We start from the raw sequence: 24833 nt of genomic DNA on the forward strand, positions 1-24833 counted from the left end.
AGATCAGATTGCCAGGAGTCTCCCAGACTCCTAGCCGCATTCTGCCTTTCAGACTTATCTCAAGTTCAACCCCTCTTATTTATTCTAGCAGAATTTTTTTCCACTTTTTAAAATAAATTCTCCCCCCTTATTATAAGTTTATAAAAAAATAATATTACCAAAAAATACTTGAATTTATAAAAAACCTTCCCATATCTAAGTCATCAAGAGTTAACACCCCGAGAGGAACTGAGATGAGAAACCCTTTTAAGATTGCCTTATGTGCCCTATTAATCAACACTGCTGCCACCGCTGCTCCTTTATCTATAAGCAGTGATGACTATTTTACCACTTCCCCAGCCCATCAATTTGGAGACTTACACGAGAGTACTCCAACCTTGGCAAAGCCTGCCACTGCGCAAACTATCGAAGCGTTAATGGATATGGTTAACACCACTGAAGTCCAGAACCTTAAGCAAGTCAAGAATCAGGCTGATCAGGTGATTTCTGTTTTAACGCCTTATACCAATGATGGATTCCAAGAAGCTGTAACGGATTTAGCGAGCGGTGCCTATCATACTGGCAAGGCGGTGCTTCAGACAGCAAAGGTTGCCGCACAAATTCTGCCCCCGGCCCTTGGAGTAGCAGGAGGAATCATGGCACTAGATGTTTATGGAGTCTATAATTCAGGCAAGGCTCTGGTTTATACAATTCAGGACAATATTGACCAAATCTATTCCGTAAAGAAGAATTTCGTCAAAGGTATGGGCGAGCTTTACTCAGGCACAAGTTACTTCTGGAATGCCGGGGTGAATTATTTTTATGGCAGCTAAAATGGCCAATGCCGGTGGCTAGAGGAACTCTCACTCCATTCTCGCAGAGTCGGCGTTGTCAGCACTTACTACCAATAGATCCCTTGATAAATTCGGGGGATCTTTTTAATTTCTTGGAAGGCTGCTAAAACATCCTTCTCTTTCTTTACAGACAGGCGAGATTTGTGAGGTATAACCTTATTCGACGCCGCGTAAACCATTAACAAAGTTGGTCAAGCCAATCTGGCGGCTGCGTCTCAACCGTTCAGCAGTAATGATAGCTTGTACTTGAGCAACACTATTATCTAAGCAATCATTGACAATAACATAATTGTATTCTGGCCAGTGGCTCAACTCTTGTGCTGCCTCAGCCATACGCGAGCGGATAACATTATCAGGATCTTGAGCACGGCTACGTAAACGTTGCTCTAAGGCCTCGACAGTAGGAGGCAGAATAAAAACACTCACCAGGTCAGCACGGGCAATATGAGACAATTGCTGAGTCCCTTGCCAGTCAATATCAAAGAGAACATCTTTACCCGCCTCTAAGGAATCGAAAACAAATTTCTTAGGCGTCCCATATCCATTACCGAAAACTGTTGCATGCTCTAAAAGATCACCATTAGCGACCATCTCCTTATAGTCATCAGTTGAGACAAAGAAGTAATCTTTTCCATTGACTTCGCCAGGACGCATAGGGCGGGTGGTCACAGAAATGGACAAAGTCGTATTACTATCCAATTGCAGAACACGACCACAAATCGAAGTTTTTCCGGCGCCCGATGGCGAGGAGAGACACAACATAAAGCCGCGTCTGGGAATATTAACGTTGGTCATTAAGAAACGGTCCAGATAATGTTTGAATGTATTTCTTAAACTTTATACTAAACGCTATCCCCAATACAACTGTTCACAAACATAGGTAGGAGCAATTCCATAATGCTGATAAAGAGATGACAAAGAAACACCTATGTGGATTTCATGACTATGATAACCCGACATAATAAATAGGCTATCTATTTTCAAGTTTGCAGCAGCATGGATATCGGTTACCAGCGAGTCACCAATTAATAAGGCAGGCTTACCAGCATGAGCCATCATCACTTCTTCAAACATAATCGGATGGGGTTTACCTACCTCAATAATTCGTCCGCCCATCTTATGATATAGCTCACTAAGCAGACCTACCCTCGCCTTCTTATGTTCGTTCTGAATAATATATTTATCCGGATTAGCGCAAACTAAGGTGAGATTACGCTCAATTGCATGGCAAAAAAGCGGCATATATGGTGTTACATCCAAGTGGCTCTCATCCATATGAGTAGCCAGTATTATATCTGCCTCCTCAATCTCATTGACACCAATTAATTGAGCCTCCTCAGCCCAACCGCATAACTCCCCGTGGTCAATAAAGAAGGTCTTCAGCGGGCGCTTTTTCTCTGGCTCAATGATGCGCATTTTGAATAGTTCTAATGTCTTTTGACCAGCTGTTATTAATTCAGAATAAAGATCTGGCGTGATTCCTTGCTTACTAAGAAATTTTATTCCATCAGGGCGTGCTCGGGGATTATTTGTGGTCAAATAAACGATTTTTCCCTGATTCCTTAAATTCTTTAAGGTTTCAAGAGCGGGCTGAAAGACTTCTTTACCGTTATAAATAACGCCCCAAAGATCGATAATGAAGACATCATAATTACTGACAATATCAGATAGACCTGCCAGATGTTGGCCCATCAACGGGGCACTTAATATGGGTGTATTCCTATTCATACTTTTAATTATAAGAGCAATACCTTAACAAATAATAAATTTCTTTATTCAATTTTTAAATGAATTCCTTTAATTATTTTTTAATCGATTAAGAATAAAAATAGATTAAATCAATTAAAGAGTGTAAAATTATGAATTTAGCTCAAATAATAGATAAGTCCTCTTTTTTGTCACGGTTATATCCCACTGAAAAAGCCGACATTATAAGTGCAAGTGAAAAGGTGGAGATTCCGGCTGGCCGAACTATATATGTGCAGGATGCGCAAGGAGAATTTGTCTATTTCTTGAGTTCCGGTGAAGTCGATGTTTTTACTGATAACGATCACAAAATCAAGGGGCCTGGAGACAGCTTTGGTGAGGAAGTTTACTTTGGCTCGGGAAAATACTTAACCACGGCAATCGCTAAAACAGATTGCGAAATTTACATGGTGCCCAAAGTTAGTTTTAAGGAAATTGAAAATAATACTAAGAATTTGCCAGAAGGATTCTTTTCGTCCTTTAGTCAATTGATCAGCAAGGAAGAGATCATTAAAGAAACAGCAAAAAAAACTGAGAGCGCCCAATCCACCAGCCTGAATGAAACGTTTGGTTGGTTTTTTACCGTTATTGCGCCTCTGGTTATGTTCAAAATTCTGGCAATGGCGGGAATTTCCCCTGAAAGCCGGTGGTTTTTAACCTTTTTAACGTGCTCTGTTTCCATGTGGATGTTCCGTTTATTCCCTGAATTTGTCCCTGGTGTTTTCTTAGTTATGTCGACCTTAATGTTCGGTCTGGCACCGCCCAGTGTGGTCTTAAGTGGTTTATCTTCGGAAACGTTTCTTCTTATTATGTCTGTCTATGTGATCAGCCTTTTGGTTACCACCTCTGGCCTGACCCACCGAGCCACCATTTACTTAATGAAGTTTGCCTCGAATTCTATGTTGGGTCTTAATCTTGTTATCTTTTTCATTGGCACGATTTTAACACCGATGGTTCCTTCAATTATTAGCCGTTGTCTTTTGATTACACCCCTCGTCTCTAAAATGCTTCATAACTTTAGAGTCAGCAACAAAAGCCTCTTAAGCGTTCAATTTGCGGCCTCGATTTTTTATGGCTGCTCAATTTTTGCAAATGTAATCTTATCTAGCTCGCTAATGAATTTCGTTGTCTTAGGATTGCTACCTACTCAGGAACAAGATCAGTTTCAATGGTTCGGTTGGTTAAAAGCAGCAAGCGTTTATGGCGTGGTTATTGCTATCGGTTATTTTACTTTTATGCTTATTACAATGATGTTTACTGAAAAAAACTACCCCCACGCAACACCTTTGTTGAGCAATCGCAGGCTTTGGGAGAATTCAGACGCGAAGAAATTGTCGGCCTTCTGGGGGTTATTCTTGTCACCATTGGGCTGGTGACCAATAGTTATAATAAAATTCATCCTTCTCTTATTACTCTGTTCGTTATGTTCTGTATTTTTGGCTTTGGATTCATTTCAAAGATTCAATTCCAACGGGAAGTCGATTGGCCGTTTCTAATTTTTATGGCCTCAGCTGTCAGCATTACCGCCACAATTAAATATCTAGAAATGGATGCCTGGCTGTCTGGTTATCTCGCGGTTATTACCTCTTATAGCACGTCGGGCGTCATGTTCTTATCTCTGATCTGTGGTATCACCTTAATCGCCCGCTTCTTCTTACCCATTGCGCCGGCGGTGGTGTTATTAAGCACGATATTTATCCCTTTGTCGGTAAAACAAGGGGTGAATCCCTGGCTGGTTGCGTTTATCATTCTTGTGGCAGCCGATATGTGGTTTATTCCTTATCAAAACTCCTTTTATATCATCTTTGAAGAGGCGGGATTAATCAACAATCAGCTCTTTTATAACCGCGCCAAGTTTATTGTCTACAACTTTTTTATCGGTCTTATCAAAATAGGGTCATTCTATATCTCGATTCCCTATTGGAAATCCCTGGGCTTGCTATAAGGAGGCACCAAAATGAAGAGAAGACTTAAAAATATACTTTTATACATATTCATTCTGGGGTTTATTAGTACGGCTGTCATTTATAACGTGCATAAGCCAATCGTCCTGGTCTTACACAGTTATAATGCTGATTACTCGTGGACACGCGATGTTAACGAGGGCATCAAAAAAGTGCTGGTATCAACAGGGTACTATAATGTGCGTTGGCATTATATGGATACGAAGAACAACCCCTCTGACGCCCATAAAAGCAGAGCTGGCTTAATTGCCCGACGGGTTATCGACGAAATTAAACCTAACATTATTCTCGCCGTGGATGATGATGCTCAAGAATACATTTCTAAATATTATGTCGATAATCCCCAGATTAAAATTATATTTTCCGGTGTTAATGCGACTCCTGAAGCTTATGGATTTGAAAGCGCTCAGAATGTCACCGGGATTCTGGAACGGATCCCGCTCAAAGGCTTAAAAGACACACTTGAGCAGATTCGAAATATTAATCCCCAAATAAAAGATATCCGGATCTTGCATTTATCGGATGATTCTAATACGGTGCAGGCGGATGATGAATTTATTCATACTTTTGGTTCTGAATGGGGGGAGGTCAAGGTTCTGCCTTCCATCTTAGTGCACACTTTTCGGGATTGGAAGAAAGCCGTAATGTTGGCACCGACTGAAGTCAATTTCCTTATTGTCTCAAATTACCGCAAAGTCTATGATGACGATGGCCGCATGGTACCACCGGCTGAAATTGTTAAGTGGACTGTGGAAAATTCCAAGATTCCTGTTATTGGCTTAAACGGCTTTACCGTTGAAGACGGCGCTAAGTTTGCCGTGGCCACCTCCCCCTTTGAACAAGGAGAGGTCGCGGCCAAAATGGTATTAGACATTCTCCAAAATGACAAGAATCCTAAAGAAATTCCCATCACCCAAACCAAGCAGTTCATTATTTATATGCGCGGCAAATTTGACTTACATGTGCCCGCCATTTATGAAGCTTTTGCGCGCGCTGCAAATAAATATTGGGAGAAGTAGTGAAAGGAAAAGGGGCACCCTGAGCAGCGCCCCTTTTTTCCTTCATATAACTCTTCCCATCTTAGCCAGCAAAACCTTGCCATTATAATACTATAATGACGTTCAACCATTTTAAGTCTTACTTAATCAAGCCCAGAGAAAGAGGTCGGCGGAGTTATATTCTCTGTAAGCATCAATACCACCCTATTCTTTAAAAGGCACTTTTAATCGGATTCATCATAAAGCCTGGATATATGTTACGAGTTCATTTATAATGTTATCAGATTAAAATAGTAAGTGTCGTGGCTTTACTAACTAGAATTTAAGAATACTGCCTATGGCTAAAATATCAATAAAATATGTCTGTCAAGAGTGTGGCACCATCCACTCCAAATGGGGAGGCAAGTGTGAAGGCTGTGGCGCTTGGAACACCCTTCATGAAGAAGCCTTACAAGTTTCAAAAAACACCCCAGCACAGAAACGGAGCTATCTGGAATTTGTGTCTATTGAATCGGAAACGCCAGGGGCCGACCGCTTACTGACAAACATGCAGGAATTTGATCGGGTTTGCGGGGGCGGCTTAGTTCCCGGAGCAGTATTATTGGTGGGCGGGGATCCAGGAATTGGCAAATCGACTTTGTTGTTACAAGTAGTCTCAAAGTTCTCCCAAAGCTATCGCTGTGCTTATGTCTCCGGTGAAGAAGCCGTCGGCCAAGTACGGATGCGAGCTAAACGTTTGGGCGTTGCTAACTCGGATAATTTACATTTAGCCTCCGCCACCAATGTGTCTGACATTTTAACCGCTTTGGATAATCTCGAGCATCCGGTTAACCTGCTTATTATTGACTCCATTCAAACAATGACCAGTGCAGAAGTGGATTCTGCGCCCGGCACCGTTTCCCAAGTCAGAGTATGCACCCAAGAATTAATCAATTACGCTAAAACCAAGGGTATCATTGTTATCCTTGTGGGCCATGTAACCAAGGAAGGGGTTATTGCTGGTCCGCGGGTGCTCGAACATATGGTCGATACGGTTCTATATTTTGAAGGGGAACGGAATTACCATTACCGGATTCTGCGATCAGTAAAAAATCGTTTTGGGGCGACGGATGAAATTGGCGTCTTTGAAATGACAGAACAAGGCCTGCAAGAAGTCTCTAATCCTTCGGCGTTGTTTTTAAATCAGCATGATTACCCGGTCAGCGGCTCAGCGATCTTTGCGGGCATGGAAGGGACCCGCCCTATCTTAATAGAGATTCAGGCTCTCGTCGCGCCGTCTCACTTGGCTACCCCGCGGCGGACCTCTGTCGGCTGGGATAGTAACCGCTTGGCTATGATTATTGCAGTTCTGGAATCTCGGTGCGGTTTATCTTTTGCCAATAAGGATGTGTTTTTAAATGTGGCCGGTGGCTTAAAGATCACAGAGCCAGCCTCCGATTTAGCAGTGGCAGCTGCTCTTACCTCCACCTTAAGCAATACTCCCGCTCCTGTAAAATCAGTGTTTTTTGGAGAAATTGGGCTTTCGGGTGAAGTCAGGGCCGTGAGCCAGTCAGAACTGCGACTTAAAGAGGCCGCAAAACTAGGCTTTGAGCAAGCTTTTTGTGGTAAAATGGCCAAAGCTGGCTCCAATAAAGAGCTACAGATGACCTCCCTTAACTATCTAATCGAAATGATGGACATTTTCCCCCGTGGCGCTCATAGTAAAGTTAAACTTGTCTAAATAAAGGCTTGAAATGAATACAGTAGATTTTGTGATCCTTGGTATTATGGGCTTATCCTGTCTTATGGGTATAATTCGTGGCCTAACAAAAGAAGTGCTGAGTTTATTTACCTGGGCAGGCTCAGCATTAGCAGCTTATATCCTGTACCCTAGTGCTTCGGGATTGATGCGTTCCCATATTGCCAATCCGATGATTGCGGATGGGGTTACAGCAGCCGCCTTATTTATCATCTTCCTTATTATCTTTGGGATTATTACAGTTGCCATCTCTAATGCGGTCAAAGACAGTATGATGGGGGGATTAGATCGCTCCTTAGGCCTTGCCTTCGGGATCTTCCGCGGCATCTGTGTCGTCTGTGCCTTGGAAATTATTTTCAGTTTATTTATTGCGCGGGATAAACAATCGCCGACAATACAGCAGGCACGCTTTATTACAATGGTTCGCAATGGTGCTGATGAGATTGTAACAATGTTGCCAGCGAGCCTGCGTGATATGATCTGGACCCAAACGCAGAAGATCCAAGGTATTGCTCCGCTGGCCGGCGATGTTAAAGATTTAATTTCCCATCATGACAAAGGATTGAAGAAGCCTTTTGAGCACCTCAAGCAACCGCAAAAACATCTTCCTGGCCTCACTCCTTCAAACAACCATAATCAAACCCATTTTAAAGATGAACATGTTGATCCAGAAAAGACAATGGAAGGGTTGTCCTCTTTAAAACCTCAAGCCACACAGTTGAAATCAGAGGGTGTCTATGATAACAGGCAACAAAGAGAACTTGACCGTTTGATTGAGACCTCGGATTAGTAGGGCAAATAAATCCGCATAACTACGGTTTTAAATGTATTGTTTTTATCAATTAAAATGATTAGATTTAAGTTTAGTTAACATATTAAATTTTCAGGACCATGTATGTGTAGAGTTCTACGCACTTCTCTTATACTCTTATTAATGACAGGTGCGTGGGCAGACTCTTCTCCAAATCCCACCTTATGGCAGTCATTTAAAGGATACCTTTCCGGGAGAAGCTCTTCTATAAATGGTACCCCCAAAACCATCAGTGCGGCCACACCGGACAATAGCGTTCAAGTCGACAACCAAGAAGCAAAAACCGATGCCCCAAGTTTAGGTGTATGGGGCACAATTAATCGCTTCTTTCAGGCCCAAACCTCGACGCCCGAAGAACCACTCAAGACAACAGTTCCCAAAACTGAAAAGCAAGAAATCATGGCTAAAGTGGACCCGATTCCGGCGAACGAAGTATTTGAGCATAATACGCCTGAGAAGATTAAAGAAGCTGAGCATGCCCCTGAGCATACCATCACGCCTCATCGTGCCCGATATGTAATTACTCTTGAAAAGAATTATGGGGATGACATTTCGGATGCCACAGGGGAAATGACGATCAATGTTTATGACACTGGCGACGGTTTAGTGTTTGAGCAAAACTCTAGCCTCATTATTTATAATGGCGACGGTGAAGGCGAGCGCATTCTTACCAATCTAGCCACCTGGCAAAATTATGAAGGAACACGGTATCGATTCAATTCGAGAACTGTCCGTAATGGTGAACAAGAAGAGATTATTAAAGGTGAAGCCTTAAAAGATCCTAAAGAAATGGTTACCCGGGTTACCTATTCTCGCCCTTCCGAGTCTGAAATTACCACCCCTTATGAAACTGTCTTCCCGCTTCATCATCTGATTCGCACTCTTGAGATGGCTAAGGCTGGTAAGTCTGTGGTCTCAGATGTCGTCTTTGATGGCAGCAGCGAAACCCATGAAGCAGTCAACGTTGACACTTTACTGGGAGCCCCGAAACCCTCTGGCCTGAAAATCAAAACTGACAAAGAGGTTTTAACAAAGAACCAGTGGCCTATGCGGCTTGCAGTTTATGCCCCCGGGAGCAAAGGGCCTGAACCGGATTATGAGATGGTCCAAAAAGTTCTTGATTGTGGTGTGATTCAGGAAATGACGCTGGATTATGGTGCCTTTCAGGTCAAGGCCACTCTTGAAAAAATTGATTTCTATGACTCCAATAGGTAGTTTGCATGTCAGGTATTGTCAAGAAATCGGTTGATCTGTTTGGCCATGCCACTTCTATTACCCTGGAGCAAGAATTTTGGGATGCTTTGAAACTGATTGCAACCAAGCAAGATAAATCAATTCGTCAATTGGTGCTTGAGATTGATCAACGTCGCCTTGAGAATCGCTCACCTCATAATTTATCCGGCAGTTTAAGGGTTTTTATTCTGCAATATTTTATGGAATTAGGTGTATTACAGCTTAAGGTATCTGAGGAAGCCGGTAGTTAACCCGCCCCCCTTTATCAACCACAGCTAGAGACTCAAGACGAGGGCAACACGATCTCGTCTCTTATAATCTACCCTATATTTAATGAACCCAACTTATCTTGATACAAGAACCATTAATTCTAATAAATGATGGCAAAAAATAAGGCTCTCAGTTAGAGAGCCTCTCTTATTAACGCCTTAGGCATAAAATTATTGAAGTAACCTTATCGCTGAAGTTATTATCCTTGCGACATTGAAGCCGAGCCTATAACAGGATTATTCTCCAATGCCAAAAGCTTGTCGCGGAGTTCAACCAGATCTAAGCGCGGCACGCGAGCATAGAATTTATAGAAAGGCTCGCTCCCGGTATTGCTGGGCGTAAAACAAGCTCCGATTTGAGTGCTAAGCATTCCCGTAAACTCTAGACCATTTTCGCTTACCCATTGTATACTCTCTAGTCCTAATTGATAACTAAAGGGCAAGGAGTAACTGCCGCTTTGGGGAATAAGCCCATACTGGTTAAGAACGCCATAGACGTAATGAGGGCGACCATTATACCAAATAATATTATGAGCTACACTCCTGTTACACTCATTTTCGGGTGATGGCCAAATATTTAAACTGCCTAGGATAACTTTCCCACTACTATTAATGGCATGAGCACTCAGACGAAGCTCCCTTAATTTGCTACTATCTGGTTGTGCAGCTGCCACAGAAGCAACCGTTGCCACAGGGGCATCCTGCTCTCCTAGAGCGCCATCATCCTCTACTAATTGTGGTAGCTGTGCTTCAGCATCGGTACTCGCTATTGCTCCAGCTGTTAATTCCTCAAGAATCATATGGTCATCTGAAAGATTATCTGCCTGGCCAGGAGTGTCAATAAGGTTAGGCTGCCTTTGAAGATTAAAATCAGAACCTATAGGCCTAATTAAAGTCTGATCTGCCGCGGCCCGCGCTAAATCCGGGAGATCCAAAAGCTGAGGATTCCCTCCTTCGCGGAGATTCCATAAGCAAGCCTTTTCCTTAAAGTTTTGGTCAGAAATCTCAACATAGCCAACCACTTTCGTACCTGAAGCATTAATGCCATACGCCCCACTTTGCTCTCGTCCCTGAGGGTCGCCGATATGAAGAGAATAAATCTGATTGACATTTTCAGACCTAAACCATACGAAGGCACGATTAGTATCTCGTAGATCTCCGGAACCAGCACCCGCTCTTCCAACAATAATGCTGGCATTCCAATTCGCAGCTGCAGGTTGGGACCATTCACTCCCGTGGCTAAAGACGGGCGCCTGCATTATACCTTCATCCCGAGTAAATACAGTAGCGGGCATATCTCCGCGAGGAGCCGGCGCTGCCACTTGACCATAAACTGTCCTTCCATCATCACTCACACCATTAAAGGAATAGACTTCTAATTCATTTTCGTCGCCATCTAGCAGATATGTCTCGCACTCATTCTGACAGAATGCATAGTTTTCATTTCTTATTTTATAAACCAGAGATCGCGGCAGTGAATGGGATCCAAAATTAATCTTTTGCTCTAGATTTTCATCATTAAAAACGGTATGTCCGTTAATCTTAACCATATAAACATTATTGTCAAAGTCTTCATCCTCAGGCCAGTTTTCCTCCACAAACTCTTCGTCATAGCTCAGCGGCATTTGATATTCATCTTCCACCATCCTAAAGAGATAATATAAGCCAGTCTGGTCGTTGGGAAGGAGATAAAGCTGAGCATAAGTGGGATCTAAGAAAGGAAGAACTTTCTGCTGCATCTGAGTCAAAGAGGGCACAGAATAAGCGGCCTGTCTAGGAAAGATTTCAACATAGAGTTTCTCAAACCACCACCGACGTAATTGATGGGCACGTGTCAGCGCATACCAATCTCGACAGACTAGAGTTTGAGCGACCTGGGTAGCTGGATCCGTCCTCTCTAGAATAAGAGAAAGAACTTCCACCGGAAGCATCTCAATAGATGCTGTAGCAGTGGCACCCTGATGAGTGCCAGATTGGGAACCGTCAGTAGCTGGGTGACTAGGAGCTGCGTCTTGACTATAGGTGGCCGTACTCATTAATAGACAGGCGAACACAGAATGCATAAGTTGTGTAAATTTCATTTATTTTTATTCTTATTTATTCTATTACCTTACAAAGTATAAACTTTAGAACCATCAATCAGGAAAATCTCCTTTAATTTCAATTATAATTCATTTTCTAAAGTAAAATATAGTTTCTGGTTCATCCTCCCCTTTAAGGAGTGTCAGAAAAAAGCAACATATGCAAACAGAGTGCTATTCTATAAAATTGTAAACTAGAATTTAATAAAGATCCCGTATAGTATCCCTATAAATAGGACACTAAGAAAGTAGAATAGTGTGACCCATTATCCTATCCGCAAAAAAATCGGCGGCTTCAAACGTAGAGCCCTCCGATATTACAAGCTATTTAAAACCCCCATTAAATGGTTCACTTTTATTATTACCCTTGCCATTGGCTACAAGCTTATTCCCGTGGTCATCCTGTCTAATATGAAGCCGCCCGCCATGGCTGTTGCCGTTGAAGAAGTCCGAGAAGAAGACTGGGCGGAAGAAATCAATTCTATTGGCACGATTGCTGCGGTTCAGGCTGTGATGATTTCTCCGGAAGTGGGTGGCACTGTGGTGGGCATTCATTTTGAGTCCGGCGACAAAGTCCACCAGGGGGCAAAGCTGATTACCTTAAATGATGCGGCGGAACAAGCCGACTTAGCACGGTATAAAGCCCAACTTGAAATTGCAAAACTGACGTTAGATCGCTCCAAGCAATTAACAAGCCGTAAAGTTGAATCAGCTGCAGAGTATGATCAAAAGAAAGCTAAAGTCGATGAAGCCGAAGCTTTAGTTGCCCAAGCCACAGCAGTTATTAGTAAGAAGAATATTGAGGCGTCCTTCAGCGGGGTTCTCGGGATCCGACAAGTTAATATTGGCGACTATTTACAGCCCGGAACGCCTATTGTCACGTTAACGAACTCTGACAAGCTGTTTATCAATTTCAATCTTCCCGAGCGCTACAGTCATATTGTTAAAACTGGCCAAAAGATCATTTTCACCGTGGACGCTTATGGCCAAGAGGAATTTGAGGGCACTATTACTACGGTCGATCCGCAAATTTCAAAGGATATCCGCAATTTATCGATCCAAGCCTCAGCTGTAAACCGCGACAATAAACTTAAAAGCGGCATGTTTGCTAATATTCGCATTATTTTACCTAAGGAAGATAAATCGATCACGGTTTCTGAATCAGCCATCGACTATGGCCTCTATGGCAGCGCAGTTTATGTGGTTGACCAAAATGAAAAGAAAGATTTTATTGTCCGCAAAGAATTTGTCAAGACAGGCATTTATCGCAAAGGGCGCGTAGCAATTTTAAGCGGCGTTAAAGCAGGAGAGAGAGTGGTCACTGCCGGCCAGCTTAAGCTGAATAATGGTGCCATGATAACAATTAGCGATGATAAAGGACCACCGCAGCCTTCATCACTGCCTAAGCCCTAGGGGACCCTTATGAAGTTTACGGATTTATTTATTAAGAGGCCGGTGCTTTCCGGGGTAATTAGCACTCTGATTTTATTGCTTGGCTTAAAGGCGATCGCTTCCTTACAGGTTCGTCAATATCCAGAGTTAACCAACACGGTTATCACCGTAACCACCGCCTATCCTGGCGCAACCGCGGATTTGATGCAGGGGTTTGTCACCAATCCGATCCAGAGATCCATTGCGGCTGCAGAAGGGGTCGATTATGTGACTTCAACCAGCCGCCAGGGCATAAGTGTTGTAAGTGCCTATATCCGCTTAAATTTTCCGCCCGACACTGCTTTAACAGAGGTGTCAGCAAAGGTTCAAGAGATCATCAGTGAACTTCCTCGGGAAGTGGAATCGCCTATCATTAAGAAAACCACAGGGGAAGCATACGCAATCCTATATGCCAGTTTTTCCAGTGATCAATTATCAAAAGAGCAGATTACTGATTATATCAATCGTCAGATTCAGCCACGCCTTGCCACCGTATTAGGGGTTTCGCAAGTGGAAGTCATCGGTGGCCAAACCTTTGCCATGAGGATTTGGCTTGATCCACAAAAGATGGCGGCGCGAGAGATCTCGGCGGCCGACATTGCTGCAGCACTAGAACAAAACAATTACCAATCTGCCCCGGGTGAAACTAAGGGCTATCTGGTTATTAAAAGTGTCAATGCCAACACCGGCTTGAGCACCCCCGAACAGTTTGCCAAGATCATTGTAAAAAGCAAAGGCGATGCCATTACCCGTTTGCAGGATGTGGCGGATATTGAACTGGCCGCTCAAAGTTATGATTCGGTTGTTAAAATGAATGGCCAAAAATCAGTATTTATCGGCATTAAAACCTCACCTACGGCCAATCCTTTGACGGTGGTCAAAGAAGTGCGCAAAACCTTAGACCTATTTTCCCCTAACTTCCCCCCATCCCTTAAAATGGAAATCGCTTATGATGCGACTAAGTTTATCCAAGCCTCAATTGATGAGGTGGTTAAGACCCTGTTTGAAGCAAGTTTGATTGTTATTGTTGTCATTTTCTTATTCTTAGGCAGCCTACGCGCCGTCTTTATTCCGGTAATAACTATCCCCCTCTCGATTATTGGAGTGGCAACAGTTTTATTAGTTCTGGGGTTCAGTATTAATATTTTAACCTTACTTGCCATGGTCTTGGCCATTGGCTTAGTGGTCGATGATGCGATTGTGGTGGTAGAAAATGTTTATCGCCATTTACGTGACGGAAAATCGCCCCAAGAAGCGGCCCTGATCGGCACCCGGGAAATTGCTGTCCCGGTGATTTCCATGACCATCACTTTGGTCGCTGTTTATGCGCCTATTGCTTTTATGGGCGGATTGACCGGCACTTTATTCCGTGAGTTTGCTTTAACATTGGCAGGATCAGTGGTTATCTCGGGAATTATTGCTTTGACCCTGTCGCCAATGATGTGTAGTAAGATCTTGACAAAAGAATCGATGGAATCAAAATTTGCTCACAAGGTTGAGGCCTACTTTGATAATATCGCTAAAGCTTACGAAGCCAGACTGACAAAGGTCATCCACAATCGTCGATTTATTGTTTTCTGCTTCGGCACGATTCTGCTATTAACATCTTTATTTATGCCGCACATTTCCAAGGAACTGGCACCTCAAGAAGATCAAGGTATTGTTATGATGGCCACGAAGGGTCCCCAAGATGCCAATATCGATTTTATGGAGTACTATTCGGATCAGATCATCAAACAGCTCATGAATTATGAAGAAAGAGATCTGCTATTTACAATTGCCGGTATGGATACGGTAAACAGTGGTTTTGGGGGGCTTATTGTTAAGCCGTGGAGCGAGCGCAAACGCACGACTCACAAGATCCAGGAGTCCGTTCAGGAGGACCTTAATCACATAACCGGCGTTCGCGGCTTTGTGTTTCAACCCTCGCCATTACCTGGTAATGCCGGCGGCATGCCGGTTCAGTTTGTCGTTAATAGCTTAAGCGATTATCAGATTATCTATAAACTCGTTGAGGATTTGAAAATCGCTGCCATGAAAAGTGGGCTCTTTATTGTTGTCGACAGTGACCTAGCTTACAACCAGCCCGCCATCCAACTTGACATTGATCATGATAAAGCCAATGAGTTGGGGATTAGCATGCAAAGTATTGGCAGAACCTTGTCTACCTTTATGGGGGGTAACTACATTAATCGATTTAATCTGTTGGGACGAAGCTACCAGGTTATTCCCCAAGCTGCCCGCGTTGAACGTTTATCAGAGCAGTCCCTAAAAGATTTTTATGTCGCAACAGCGTCCGGCAAACAGATATCCTTGGCGACAATAGCAAAATCAAAAATTATAGTGGAACCTAATCTCTTACCGCAATTCAATCAAATCAATTCCGCGACCTTTCAAGCAGTGCCAATGCCATGGATAAAATTGGGCGATGCGATTAGCTTCCTTGAAAAGTATGCCAAGGAAAACTTTCCTCAAGGTGTCACTTATGATTTCTTGAGTGAATCCCGCCAATATATCAAGGAAGGTAATGCCCTAATCCAAACTTTCTTATTTGCCTTGATTATTATTTTCTTAGTACTCGCAGCTCAATTTGAAAGCTTACGCGATCCTTTTATTGTCATGTTGAGTGTGCCGATGTCGATCTTTGGCGCCATCTTAATGCTGTTCATCGGCTTTAGTACCATGAACATTTACTCCCAAATTGGCTTAGTGACTCTCATTGGTCTTATTACCAAACATGGTATTTTGATTGTCGAATTTGCCAACCAACTGCGTGACGAACACAATCTATCTAAACAAGAGGCCGTCATCCAAGCAGCCATGATAAGATTACGCCCGATTATGATGACCACAGCCGCCATGGTGGTGGGATTACTGCCGCTGTTGACGGCCTCTGGGGCTGGATCAGCAAGCCGTTTCAGTATTGGCATTACGATTGTCGCCGGCATGTTGATTGGCACCTTCTTTACCGTATTCGTGGTCCCCAGCTTTTATGTTATGATTGCAGCAGACAAGCGTGCGAAAGTTGAATAGACGAGAAGAATAATGAATCAAGATTCTAAAAATCACCACTCTGGCCTGCTTAATCGAGTAAAACTTTGGTTGGAGAACCTGCTGACCGACATGGCAGCTGAATGGGCCGCCCGCGCTATCCTCTATGGAGCCGTTATGATAATTGATAGAGAGGACGCCTTTATAAGGGACAAGCAGTCTATTTATCCTCTGTTAAAGGCAGGCTAGGAGGCGGGTTTTTCCTTTGCATTCCTCTTCTTCATTCCTTTCGTACTTTTCTTGTAGATTCTTTATTGGCCAAGCGCTTTCCAAGATAATCAGTAACCATCCCTAAGAGCACGGACACACCTACCTTGTCGATCTCTTCTTTATATGAAATGGCGTAAATAGTCGAACAGCTCCTAAAAAACTCTTCCATAAACAACCTTCTGTTAACAACCTTCACCAAGGCAATAATATTAGAAAGTTTAAAGGAACAAGGTTCTTAATAATAAAATATTGTCGGCCTTTTTATACCCTTAATCGTAACAAGAAAAGAATAATATTTTATGGATCTCAGCCTTAAAAACATAGGTAAATTTGTTGATTACTTTATACTGTAGTTATGCTTGCCTAGCCGCTGTGTCTATGCTTCTATAAGCTTGTCAATTAACTGAGACTTATTAGAAATTTTTGAGTAATGGCACTCAGAGTTAAGATATTATTTATAATATAAACGGTTTTATAATGATGCTTGATAACAAATATGAGGAAGACCCTAAGAACCCTGATTCGCTTCCCTCTTTAAACCCTTTTCTTAATAAAAAGCTACTTGAGACACGCACAGTACTCATTTTTGGTGAGATTAATATGGAGCTGGCGCAGCGCGTGAGCAGTGAATTACTCATTCTCGCTCATAGCTCGCCTCAACCCATTAATGTGATCATTAACTCGCCGGGGGGCCATGTCGAATCAGGCGATACTCTTTATGATTTCTTACGCTTTATCGATGTTCCCGTGAATGTCATTGGTACCGGTTGGGTGGCAAGCGCTGGCGCATTAATCTTTCTCGGCGGTAAAAAGAATCGGCGTTTCGTGCTGCCCAATACCCGATTTCTTCTTCATCAACCCCTCGGTGGTATGCAAGGCAAAGCTTTAGATATTAAAATTCAAGCAGAAGAAATTATCAAAATGCGAGAAAGAATTAATTCTATCATTGCTAAAGAGACCGGCAATCCCATTGAAAAGGTTCGAGCCGAAACCGAAAGAGATTTTTGGCTATCCGCAGAAGAAGGTATTCAATATGGTCTGGCACATCGCGTTATTACCTCTTTAAAAGATTTGCCAAGCGTATCCTAATTCTTATTCCTTACACTTAACCTTTGCAAGTTAGCCAGAATTTATTTCTTTGCCCCCTATTTATTTAAGGTTATTTTCCGCCCCTGTTAAGGGATTTATGGAGGTCTTATTATCTTCGAGGATAACTTTAAAGGCCACCTAAGTTAGGCATAATCGGTAATCCCTTAGCAGCGTAGAGTCTAGTAATTTTATTTATTCCCCTGGCTACAGGTTCACCAATTCATACTTATTAAAAAGGTTATGATTAAATGCTAAAATATTTTAAATTTTTACCCTATATAAGCCATCTTTCTTTCTCCCTTATGGCCATGGAACAAAGTTCTATCTCTGCTCCATTTCCTGGACACGCGCAAGAATTTAGACGAGCAGATCCTTTTGCTAGTGAACGACAACAGATGACAGATGATGACTTTGTCAGACATTTGATCACCTTAAATTTAAACAATAACGGTGAGGCTCAATATGAACTTTTCAGGATATTCTCCCAGGGTGAGTGTGGAAGATCTGCAAACCCCAAAACGGCAATTAATTTTGGCTTGAAGGCTCGAAATCGTCCTGATCCTATTCCTGAGATCTTAATAGAGTTGCCACTTTTTGCCTTTAAAATGCACGAAATTTTAAAATCGCGAAATGATGGCTCTGCAGCAGATTATCTGTTTATTGCCCTTAACTTATCTCCAATTACTTTTTTTCATGGCCTCTTTAAACCGGAAGAAATAATTAATAATTTTGCAACCTCTGGCCCTGCTATGCGACCGATTGATTTCAGAGGGTCCATTTTGGCACATAAAAACAAAAAAAACCGACTCTCTCTTATACAAACGGTCATATTTTAACACACCTTGACAACACTCAAGGATATACTTCAGAAATTTTTGATTGTGTAGAGAAATATGTTACAGAAGTGTATGGTGTACTCGAAGAGACCGGCGGAATTCTAACGGCAAAAAGAGTACGCTTAAGATATTTATATTGGATTAGGATTGCCTTAGAAACGGTTTGTAATGCCGAGTTTTATCCTTTCTTTATGCTCAACCAAGTAAGAACACTCTGGATGGACCACCGCCTCCGGGAAGCTTATCTAAAATGCTTCTCTAAGCCTGAAGACCTAGCACTGCTCAAATCATTTGCCTCAAAAATGGGGAGTCCAGAATGGGATCCCTCTCAATCTTCCGCTGATAAAGATAGAAGCGGTAAGGCAATCGAACGGGCTTGCTATCAAATGATGTTAAATTCTTATTATATACCTGCTTTAGCTGAAAAGGCCTCCCAAGAAGAAAGTGAGAACCTCCACCAAGCTCTGGCTTCCTATCTTACTCTTGCTAAATTTAGCCCAAGAGATTTAGCACTCAATAATTACTTATTCCATCTCCAAAAAAAAGCGACAACAATGGTAGGTAAGCAATTGTTCCAACAGGCATTGATCTCAATTCTGCCCATTTACTTGCAGTTTGCTCGCTCTAATGTTTCTGAGCTTCGTCTACGCGGGTTTAATAGGTATTTAATATGGATACAATATCGAGATGATGTCTCAGCCATTCAGCAAGCCGAGAAAATAATTGAAGCAGCATTATTAGAATTTCCCAATGAAAAAACTATATTGGGCAATGCAGGTAGAATTTACTGTTTCTTATTAAATAATGTAAAAGGCTTCGATCTTCTACAGCGATTAGTCAAAGAAGAGCCTTCGGTTGGGCCGTTTATCGCATTAGCTGAGGCTTATTTTTATTTCGGATATAAAGTTACAGATGCTTCTGAATTGGAAGCTTTAAAATGGTATCTACGTGCCGCAGATTCGGGAGATCCCGTGGCGATTAAGCTTCTAAATGACCTCAAGTCACTTATTAGATCATCCTTATCTCCACAGAAGGAAAAAGAGGATCAAAGTGAATGGATACCTCAGCATTTAAAGCAAAAACCTAAAGCTAGAGATAAAGGTAAACATAGAGCATCCAAGCCTTCCACTCAAAAAACTAAAAATCCAGAAAATACCAATCATAACTCATTTCCTGAAATGTTAACGATTGAAGAACCTTCAGAGGAATTGATACAACAATTCCAACTTCCTCTTCATGATCCTGCTAAAGAGGCCGTTACGGAAGAAGAAAAACTTGAAAATGATTCTTCAGAAGATAAAGCGTCTAGTAAAGCTGAACTCGAGGAGACAGCTTCTCCGGATGAATCTGTTCCTACGTGGCAGCTTTATAATAAGTCTAAAACAAATAATCCAAAAACTATGCGCGAAATACTCCGTAGAATGGCTATGTTAAGCTATCTCCAAGAAAACGCTAATAAGACAAGTGAAGAATTCAAGCTTAACCTTAATAATAATCAAAAATTAACTCTTGCAAAGATTTTTGATCTAACAAAGCCAACGATTATGGAGAAAGAATTCCTCCAGTTTGCAAATGCTGCATGCTTCCATAACAAATTTAGGCTTTTCAAGACCACCAGCGGCTTCGCCTTAACCGCTATTAATGGACTTATTGCTGAGCAAGAAGAAAGATCAGCGGGCACCCACTGGTTGCATGGCAGCAAAAAAGATGGCTTAGATGGGAATTTTGTTGCTAAAGTTAGAAAGGTCTTAGACAACCTTAATATAAAACCAGACTTAATATAAACAGCCCGTATTTTAAAGGATGAGGCAGTCTTATAATGGGCTGCCTCAAAGATTTTTAATAGGCGGATGTTTAGAGGAATGTAAATATTCTTTAAGCACCCTTAGTATTTTTAGAATGATTTTCTCGCCTATTTCATAAGAAATATAAGGCGAAGATCCCTGTCGGGGACGAAATGATCAGAGATTATCGAGGGATCCTAGAGTTGTTGAGGTTAAAATAGAACACTATTTTTAACCTATTTATTTTGGCGCTCTGTCTTCACAATTAAAACTAATTCTCCAGCTATCGAAAAGGAGATCTCTTATAAACAAGGAGGCAACCATGAATATGCAAGAAAGATTAGATTTTGAAACTAAAAATTATAATCCCTTGACCGACCCTAACTATATGTCGTTGCAGATGTTAAGTTATTTTACGGATCAACTTAAAAGCCTAGAGCATCGCTACCTTGCCAAAGAGCAAGAAATTTCTACAAGCACCTTAGAGTTACCTCAATTAGAAGCTGACCATGTTGACCGCGGCACCCGGGAGGAATATAACTTTGAGCAATTTTCCTTCCAAGACCATGAAGATTCCCTACTCAAAGAAGTCCAAGCGGCTTTAAAAAGGATTGAAGAAGGAAACTATGGATATTGTGAGGAAACAGGGCAAGAAATAGGGGTCAAAAGGTTGCAAGCCATTCCTTACGCCCGTTATTGTGTTGAAGTCCAATCACAAAAGGAACAAGCAGCTAACAGATAAATCTGTCTAGCTGAGGGTATGTATTAAGCTGCCATATGAGTTTGCCTTTTTTGTAAGGAACCATAAAAACAATTAGTAACAGTAATTAAGTTTAAGAGCAGCCTCATGGTTGATGGCTTTACTGTTAACCTTAAAATTGTACAGCATCTTAACTGTTAGCCCTGCTGGCATCTCTACCTGCACACCGCCTCCCACTACAAAGGTATGACGGTTTAAGGTATCGCCGCGGGTAAAGAAAGCTGTGGCAGAATCAGCAAACTTTGACCATTGCTTGTTGCGCCCCATACTGGTACTGAAATCATATTGGACTTGGAATAAAGGTGACCATGTCCCCTTCTCCCCTGGGAGAACACCGTCCCAATCCGCGTGAAGACATAGGTTGAATTCTGGCCTTTCACCGTTAAGTTCATGCTGCTGGCACCGCGCTCGGTATAGCGTTTATAATGGCTTTTGAAGGTGCTCATGCTCATAAAGGGCTGAATATCCAGACCGTTCACCTTCATGTCCATGCCTGCGGTCAGTTGCATGCCCCCTTCAATACCATTAATATTGCCTTTGGCCTTGCGACGGATATCCGAAAACCGCAAGTAGCGCTTTGAGTCCATCCGATCAAAGCCCCCCAGCACAATACCTTCTAAGAAATATTGCTGCTTTGTCCAGTAGCCTGATAGCCCCATAATATAGTGATCAGTTCTAACTTTCCCTTGATCTTTGGCCCATTCCAAAGCGGTCTGCCCATATCCGATTGTTACGCCTACTCCCCAATTATCCTGCAGCGGCAAATGGATACCCGTTAATACAGCACCGGCATCTGAATTATAGCCTAAGTATTCTTTCTGCATACGTTGCCGTTGCAGATTAGCAAAGCCGGCCACCCATAAGGGTAATGCTTGCCCCGAAGCAGTTAATACAGGACTATCAAAGTTGATAAAATTAGTGGATATGTCCCTCTTCTCAGACGACAGTAACAGCGATTTACGATTCGACGTCGGAACGTGTACTAAATCCTGCACTGTCTGGAATTTAGGCTGACGCGGGCATAAGGGTAAAGGCTTGCTATGCATGGAAATCAAGTCCGCTGCTTGACGGTATAGATTATGGTTAGCAATCGCTAGCGAATGATTACGAAAAACATGCATCTGGCTGAGAGCATCAATGAGATCAGGATTTGAAAGAGGATTTAGATTGGTAAAAATGGTTTCCAAATCTGAGCCGGGAGCCGCTTGTGTGTGTTCTAAGTCGTAAGCAACCCGCCCTTCATTAGTATCGGGGTCAACGAGACTGGTATATCCTGCCACTGAGCTAAGTAGCAAGAGCTGCACTTCATTAGCCATCAAATCATATTGAACAGCCACATTGAATCGGAAACCCGCAGCAGGAATAACACCCACAATACCGCCATTATTGATGACAAGCGGGTTTGCAGCTCTGACAATTGTGTACCGATCGCCTGCAGCATAAGTTCCTAATAAATCTGGAATTAAGCGCACATACCCTTGATCAATAGTTGCTGTACCTGCAACGTTAATTAAGTTTGCATCTAAGGGTAAAGTTCCGTGAGTAGTAAACTCAGCATTGATATAACCGCCCGCATTTAAATTAAAAGTAGCCACATTTAACTGGCCAATCGAGTTGCCGGCATACACCGAACCACCGCTCATAACGGTAGCCGTTCCATTAATTGTGCCGGTACCGCCTAAGATGCCACCATTATTAACGGTCGCTGTGGTTGCCGTGGTCGTACCATTAATATTTAGGCGACCATTGTTAACAATTACATCCCCTGTGTGCGTATGATTCCCCGTCAAGGTCAGGGTACCTGCCCCCTCTTTGGTTATATTGCCGGCGCCAGAAAAAGTAGTGGTATAAGAAGTATTAGTCGGCTGATCGATGATAACATTAGCACCGCCGGAAACCGCAATATTCGCTCCCAGCAAGCTGCTGACATTTCCTCTTAAGGTACCGTTACTCACCGTTGTTGTTCCCAGAAAGCCAGTATTGTTGCCTGTTAAGGTCAACACCGCATTTCCCGTCTTCTGGGTAACGCCACTGATATTACCGGAAATATTACGAGTAAAAGCTCCATTTGAAGTTTGGGCAAAATTAATCGTGGCATTATTGACAATTGTTCCCGGCATACTGTTGGCCGATCCTATGATCTCGCCGGTGGTGACGGTGGTTGTTCCGCTAAAGCCTGTATTATCGCCTGTTAGGGTTAATTTACCATTTCCTTGCTTATTAAAGTTACCATTTCCCGTTATATTATGAGTGTAAGAACCATCTGCCGTTTGATTAAAGGTAACTGTTGCATCGTTTTGAAGGGGACCTGGAATTGTCGTAGCGTCGGCAATGAAGGCACCATTTTGAACTACAGTTAATCCTGTGTAATTATTAGCCCCAGAAAACTCAAGTGTGCCCCCACCATTTTTAACGACACCACCGTTACCGGTGATCACCCCTTGGAAATTACTAGTACCTCCTTGCATAATTGTCAAAAGGTAACCGGCCCCCCCGCCGGTATCAATATTACCTTGGCCTGATAAAGTACCAATTGTTTGAGCAGACCCTAATTCGTAAATGGCCCCTGAGGCAACTGATAAATCTGTGCTAGAAGGCAAAGTTCCAATCAGAGTTCCTGTACTGACCGTAGTTGTGCCTGAATAAGTATTGGCCCCTGTTAATCTAAGGCTCTTACCTACTCCTGCGTTGACAACTAAATTGCCAGTGCCTGTTATAATGCCATTAAAGGTGGAATCTTGAGTAGTGCCATCATTCTTTCCAAAGGTTAGGGTATGGCCTGCTGTGGCAATTTGCCCTCCTGCATCACTGTCCATGCGGGTATAGACAGTATTGGCTTCCAGGGTAATGGTACTGTTTACAGTCGGATGCGCCGTTGAATTAATATAAATTTGATATGTATCAATTTTACGGATAGCACCATTATCGCGATCAGCTATATATAATGAACCGGTGGTAGGATCAGTAGCAATTTGCCAGGGTGCATTAAATCTTGCCGCTGCCCCAACACCATTCACAAAGCCAGGACTATTAGGTACATCAATGCTCGCAAGAAGCACTGTTGTGCCATCTGGATAGGTTTTATGAATACAATTATGACCCGTATCCCCTATATAGGCAACTCCCAAGCTATCAACTGCAACACCGTAAGGATTATAAAGATTATAGTTAGTAGTAGTGTTCTTGTTTGTGAGCATACTTGTATTGCCACCATAAATCTTGCGAAGCATGCTATTGGAAGTATCAGCCACGTACACTGTCGTCCCCCCAGCATCCACAGCAACGCCATTAGGTCCATTAAAGTCAGCAGAAAGATTGGAACTAGTCGTGTTTGGAAGACTGCCTCCACCACCAGCAAGGGTAGTAACCACGTTACCAGGGGCTATTTTACGTATACAATGGTTTAGAGTATCTCCAATATAAAGATTACTAGAACTATCCACCGCTACGCTCGTAGGATAAGCAAATCTTGCAGTCGTATATGTCCCATCAACATGAGCATTTAATGCGCCTGGACTACCTGCGACTAATGAGGTTACCCGAGTTGAGGTATCTATTTTACGAATAACGCCATTCTGGCTGTCAGCCACATAGACTGTCGTCCCCGCTACATCTACCCCCACCCCTTCAGGGTACGAAAATCTTGCAGCAGTACCTGTTCCTTCAGCATAATCTGATACCCCACTACCTGCCAACACTGAAACAGTACCGGCTGGAGTAATCTTCTTAATGACATTATTATTGCTATCTGCAACATACACCGTTCCCGAGCCATCAACCGCTACGCCGCTGGCAAAATTAAATCCACCGCTAGCAAATGTCGACACAATATTCCAGGGCGTTAAGGAAGTATTGGCACATGCAGCGGAGTGCATCAGCAATCCTATCGTTGTTGCATAGTTGATTGACTTAGCACTGAAAATCTTACTCGAAGCCATGCTGATACCTAACACCTAACCTGAACATCAAATCTTCTTATATTTTAAACATTTCCTTAAT

General features: G+C 42.6%; 20 protein-coding genes. 15 read left to right on the forward strand and 5 right to left on the reverse strand.

Going from position 1 to position 24833, the window contains the following annotated elements:
- The first annotated feature begins 233 nt into the window (after positions 1 to 233).
- The gene (locus HMO_RS0102940) at positions 234 to 812 is read left to right on the forward strand and encodes a hypothetical protein (RefSeq protein ID WP_010298531.1); all 579 of its coding nucleotides are present in this window, start codon (positions 234 to 236) and stop codon (positions 810 to 812) included.
- Between the two features lie 177 nt (positions 813 to 989).
- On the opposite strand, the gene gmk is transcribed toward HMO_RS0102940, so the two are convergent.
- Positions 990 to 1628: a guanylate kinase gene (gmk, locus tag HMO_RS0102945; protein ID WP_010298533.1), complete on the reverse strand. Its 639-nt coding sequence runs from the start codon at positions 1626 to 1628 to the stop codon at positions 990 to 992.
- Positions 1629 to 1682: 54 nt separating this feature from the next.
- On the reverse strand, positions 1683 to 2561 hold the full coding sequence (locus HMO_RS0102950) for a TIGR01459 family HAD-type hydrolase (protein WP_083821225.1): 879 nt from the start codon (positions 2559 to 2561) through the stop codon (positions 1683 to 1685).
- 131 nt (positions 2562 to 2692) lie between these two features.
- On the opposite strand from HMO_RS0102950, the gene HMO_RS0102955 reads away from it, so the two are divergent.
- The 7 genes from HMO_RS0102955 (at position 2693) to HMO_RS13575 (ending at position 9574) form a co-directional block, all read left to right on the forward strand.
- Entirely contained in the window at positions 2693 to 3955 is a 1263-nt protein-coding gene (locus HMO_RS0102955) for a cyclic nucleotide-binding domain-containing protein (RefSeq protein ID WP_029448274.1), read from the forward strand.
- A complete protein-coding gene (locus HMO_RS0102960) occupies positions 3886 to 4524 on the forward strand; it encodes a transporter permease (protein WP_139016809.1) in 639 nt (212 codons plus the stop codon). The genes HMO_RS0102955 and HMO_RS0102960 overlap by 70 nt, the downstream gene beginning before the upstream one ends.
- Before the next feature lie 12 nt (positions 4525 to 4536).
- Positions 4537 to 5562: an ABC transporter substrate-binding protein gene (locus tag HMO_RS0102965; protein WP_010298538.1), complete on the forward strand. Its 1026-nt coding sequence runs from the start codon at positions 4537 to 4539 to the stop codon at positions 5560 to 5562.
- 316 nt (positions 5563 to 5878) lie between these two features.
- Positions 5879 to 7261, forward strand: coding sequence for a DNA repair protein RadA (gene radA, locus HMO_RS0102970; protein ID WP_010298540.1), 1383 nt, complete (start codon positions 5879 to 5881; stop codon positions 7259 to 7261).
- A gap of 13 nt (positions 7262 to 7274) precedes the next feature.
- A complete protein-coding gene (locus HMO_RS0102975; protein ID WP_010298542.1) occupies positions 7275 to 8069 on the forward strand; it encodes a CvpA family protein in 795 nt (264 codons plus the stop codon).
- A gap of 105 nt (positions 8070 to 8174) precedes the next feature.
- On the forward strand, positions 8175 to 9305 hold the full coding sequence (locus tag HMO_RS0102980; protein WP_010298544.1) for an EipB family protein: 1131 nt from the start codon (positions 8175 to 8177) through the stop codon (positions 9303 to 9305).
- 5 nt (positions 9306 to 9310) lie between these two features.
- Positions 9311 to 9574, forward strand: coding sequence for a ribbon-helix-helix domain-containing protein (locus HMO_RS13575; protein WP_010298545.1), 264 nt, complete (start codon positions 9311 to 9313; stop codon positions 9572 to 9574).
- A 218-nt stretch (positions 9575 to 9792) separates the two neighbouring features.
- Here the strand turns inward: HMO_RS13575 and HMO_RS0102990 are convergent, their stop codons facing one another.
- Entirely contained in the window at positions 9793 to 11673 is a 1881-nt protein-coding gene (locus tag HMO_RS0102990) for an F-box-like domain-containing protein (RefSeq protein ID WP_010298548.1), read from the reverse strand.
- Positions 11674 to 11931: 258 nt separating this feature from the next.
- Between HMO_RS0102990 and HMO_RS13580 the strand changes: the two genes are divergently transcribed.
- The 7 genes from HMO_RS13580 to HMO_RS0103030 all read left to right on the forward strand — a co-directional run bounded on the left by HMO_RS13580 (position 11932) and on the right by HMO_RS0103030 (position 20816).
- Positions 11932 to 13086: an efflux RND transporter periplasmic adaptor subunit gene (locus HMO_RS13580; protein ID WP_010298550.1), complete on the forward strand. Its 1155-nt coding sequence runs from the start codon at positions 11932 to 11934 to the stop codon at positions 13084 to 13086.
- A gap of 9 nt (positions 13087 to 13095) precedes the next feature.
- Positions 13096 to 16137 carry an efflux RND transporter permease subunit gene (locus HMO_RS13585; protein WP_010298551.1) on the forward strand — a complete coding sequence of 1014 codons (3042 nt, stop codon included), beginning with the start codon at positions 13096 to 13098 and terminating at the stop codon, positions 16135 to 16137.
- A 12-nt stretch (positions 16138 to 16149) separates the two neighbouring features.
- Positions 16150 to 16344: a hypothetical protein gene (locus tag HMO_RS0103005; RefSeq protein WP_010298553.1), complete on the forward strand. Its 195-nt coding sequence runs from the start codon at positions 16150 to 16152 to the stop codon at positions 16342 to 16344.
- A 498-nt stretch (positions 16345 to 16842) separates the two neighbouring features.
- Positions 16843 to 17454 carry an ATP-dependent Clp protease proteolytic subunit gene (locus HMO_RS0103015; protein ID WP_010298558.1) on the forward strand — a complete coding sequence of 204 codons (612 nt, stop codon included), beginning with the start codon at positions 16843 to 16845 and terminating at the stop codon, positions 17452 to 17454.
- A gap of 248 nt (positions 17455 to 17702) precedes the next feature.
- Complete coding sequence (locus HMO_RS0103020; RefSeq protein WP_010298560.1) at positions 17703 to 18290, forward strand: hypothetical protein; 588 nt, start codon at positions 17703 to 17705, stop codon at positions 18288 to 18290.
- A gap of 68 nt (positions 18291 to 18358) precedes the next feature.
- The gene (locus tag HMO_RS0103025) at positions 18359 to 20074 is read left to right on the forward strand and encodes a hypothetical protein (RefSeq protein ID WP_010298561.1); all 1716 of its coding nucleotides are present in this window, start codon (positions 18359 to 18361) and stop codon (positions 20072 to 20074) included.
- 322 nt (positions 20075 to 20396) lie between these two features.
- Positions 20397 to 20816, forward strand: coding sequence for a TraR/DksA family transcriptional regulator (locus HMO_RS0103030; protein ID WP_010298563.1), 420 nt, complete (start codon positions 20397 to 20399; stop codon positions 20814 to 20816).
- Positions 20817 to 20888: 72 nt separating this feature from the next.
- Here HMO_RS0103030 and HMO_RS16725 read toward each other — a convergent pair whose 3' ends face one another.
- Both HMO_RS16725 and HMO_RS15405 read right to left on the reverse strand, forming a co-directional pair.
- Positions 20889 to 21101 carry a hypothetical protein gene (locus tag HMO_RS16725; protein ID WP_010298565.1) on the reverse strand — a complete coding sequence of 71 codons (213 nt, stop codon included), beginning with the start codon at positions 21099 to 21101 and terminating at the stop codon, positions 20889 to 20891.
- Positions 21029 to 24772, reverse strand: a complete 3744-nt coding sequence (locus HMO_RS15405; RefSeq protein ID WP_083821226.1) for an autotransporter domain-containing protein — start codon at positions 24770 to 24772, stop codon at positions 21029 to 21031. The genes HMO_RS16725 and HMO_RS15405 overlap by 73 nt, the downstream gene beginning before the upstream one ends.
- Positions 24773 to 24833 lie beyond the last annotated feature (61 nt).

The sequence above is a fragment of the Candidatus Odyssella thessalonicensis L13 genome, assembly GCF_000190415.1.
GTDB lineage: Bacteria > Pseudomonadota > Alphaproteobacteria > Paracaedibacterales > Paracaedibacteraceae > Paracaedibacter > Paracaedibacter thessalonicensis.

Coding starts and splice junctions, on each gene's coding strand:
- HMO_RS0102940 (WP_010298531.1), top strand. CDS start 234: ATGAGAAACCCTTTTAAGATTGCCTTATGTGCCCTATTAATCAACACT.
- gmk (WP_010298533.1), bottom strand. CDS start 1,628: ATGACCAACGTTAATATTCCCAGACGCGGCTTTATGTTGTGTCTCTCC.
- HMO_RS0102950 (WP_083821225.1), bottom strand. CDS start 2,561: ATGAATAGGAATACACCCATATTAAGTGCCCCGTTGATGGGCCAACAT.
- HMO_RS0102955 (WP_029448274.1), top strand. CDS start 2,693: ATGAATTTAGCTCAAATAATAGATAAGTCCTCTTTTTTGTCACGGTTA.
- HMO_RS0102965 (WP_010298538.1), top strand. CDS start 4,537: ATGAAGAGAAGACTTAAAAATATACTTTTATACATATTCATTCTGGGG.
- radA (WP_010298540.1), top strand. CDS start 5,879: ATGGCTAAAATATCAATAAAATATGTCTGTCAAGAGTGTGGCACCATC.
- HMO_RS0102975 (WP_010298542.1), top strand. CDS start 7,275: ATGAATACAGTAGATTTTGTGATCCTTGGTATTATGGGCTTATCCTGT.
- HMO_RS0102980 (WP_010298544.1), top strand. CDS start 8,175: ATGTGTAGAGTTCTACGCACTTCTCTTATACTCTTATTAATGACAGGT.
- HMO_RS13575 (WP_010298545.1), top strand. CDS start 9,311: ATGTCAGGTATTGTCAAGAAATCGGTTGATCTGTTTGGCCATGCCACT.
- HMO_RS0102990 (WP_010298548.1), bottom strand. CDS start 11,673: ATGAAATTTACACAACTTATGCATTCTGTGTTCGCCTGTCTATTAATG.
- HMO_RS13585 (WP_010298551.1), top strand. CDS start 13,096: ATGAAGTTTACGGATTTATTTATTAAGAGGCCGGTGCTTTCCGGGGTA.
- HMO_RS0103005 (WP_010298553.1), top strand. CDS start 16,150: ATGAATCAAGATTCTAAAAATCACCACTCTGGCCTGCTTAATCGAGTA.
- HMO_RS0103015 (WP_010298558.1), top strand. CDS start 16,843: ATGATGCTTGATAACAAATATGAGGAAGACCCTAAGAACCCTGATTCG.
- HMO_RS0103020 (WP_010298560.1), top strand. CDS start 17,703: ATGCTAAAATATTTTAAATTTTTACCCTATATAAGCCATCTTTCTTTC.
- HMO_RS0103030 (WP_010298563.1), top strand. CDS start 20,397: ATGAATATGCAAGAAAGATTAGATTTTGAAACTAAAAATTATAATCCC.
- HMO_RS16725 (WP_010298565.1), bottom strand. CDS start 21,101: ATGGGGCGCAACAAGCAATGGTCAAAGTTTGCTGATTCTGCCACAGCT.
- HMO_RS15405 (WP_083821226.1), bottom strand. CDS start 24,772: ATGGCTTCGAGTAAGATTTTCAGTGCTAAGTCAATCAACTATGCAACA.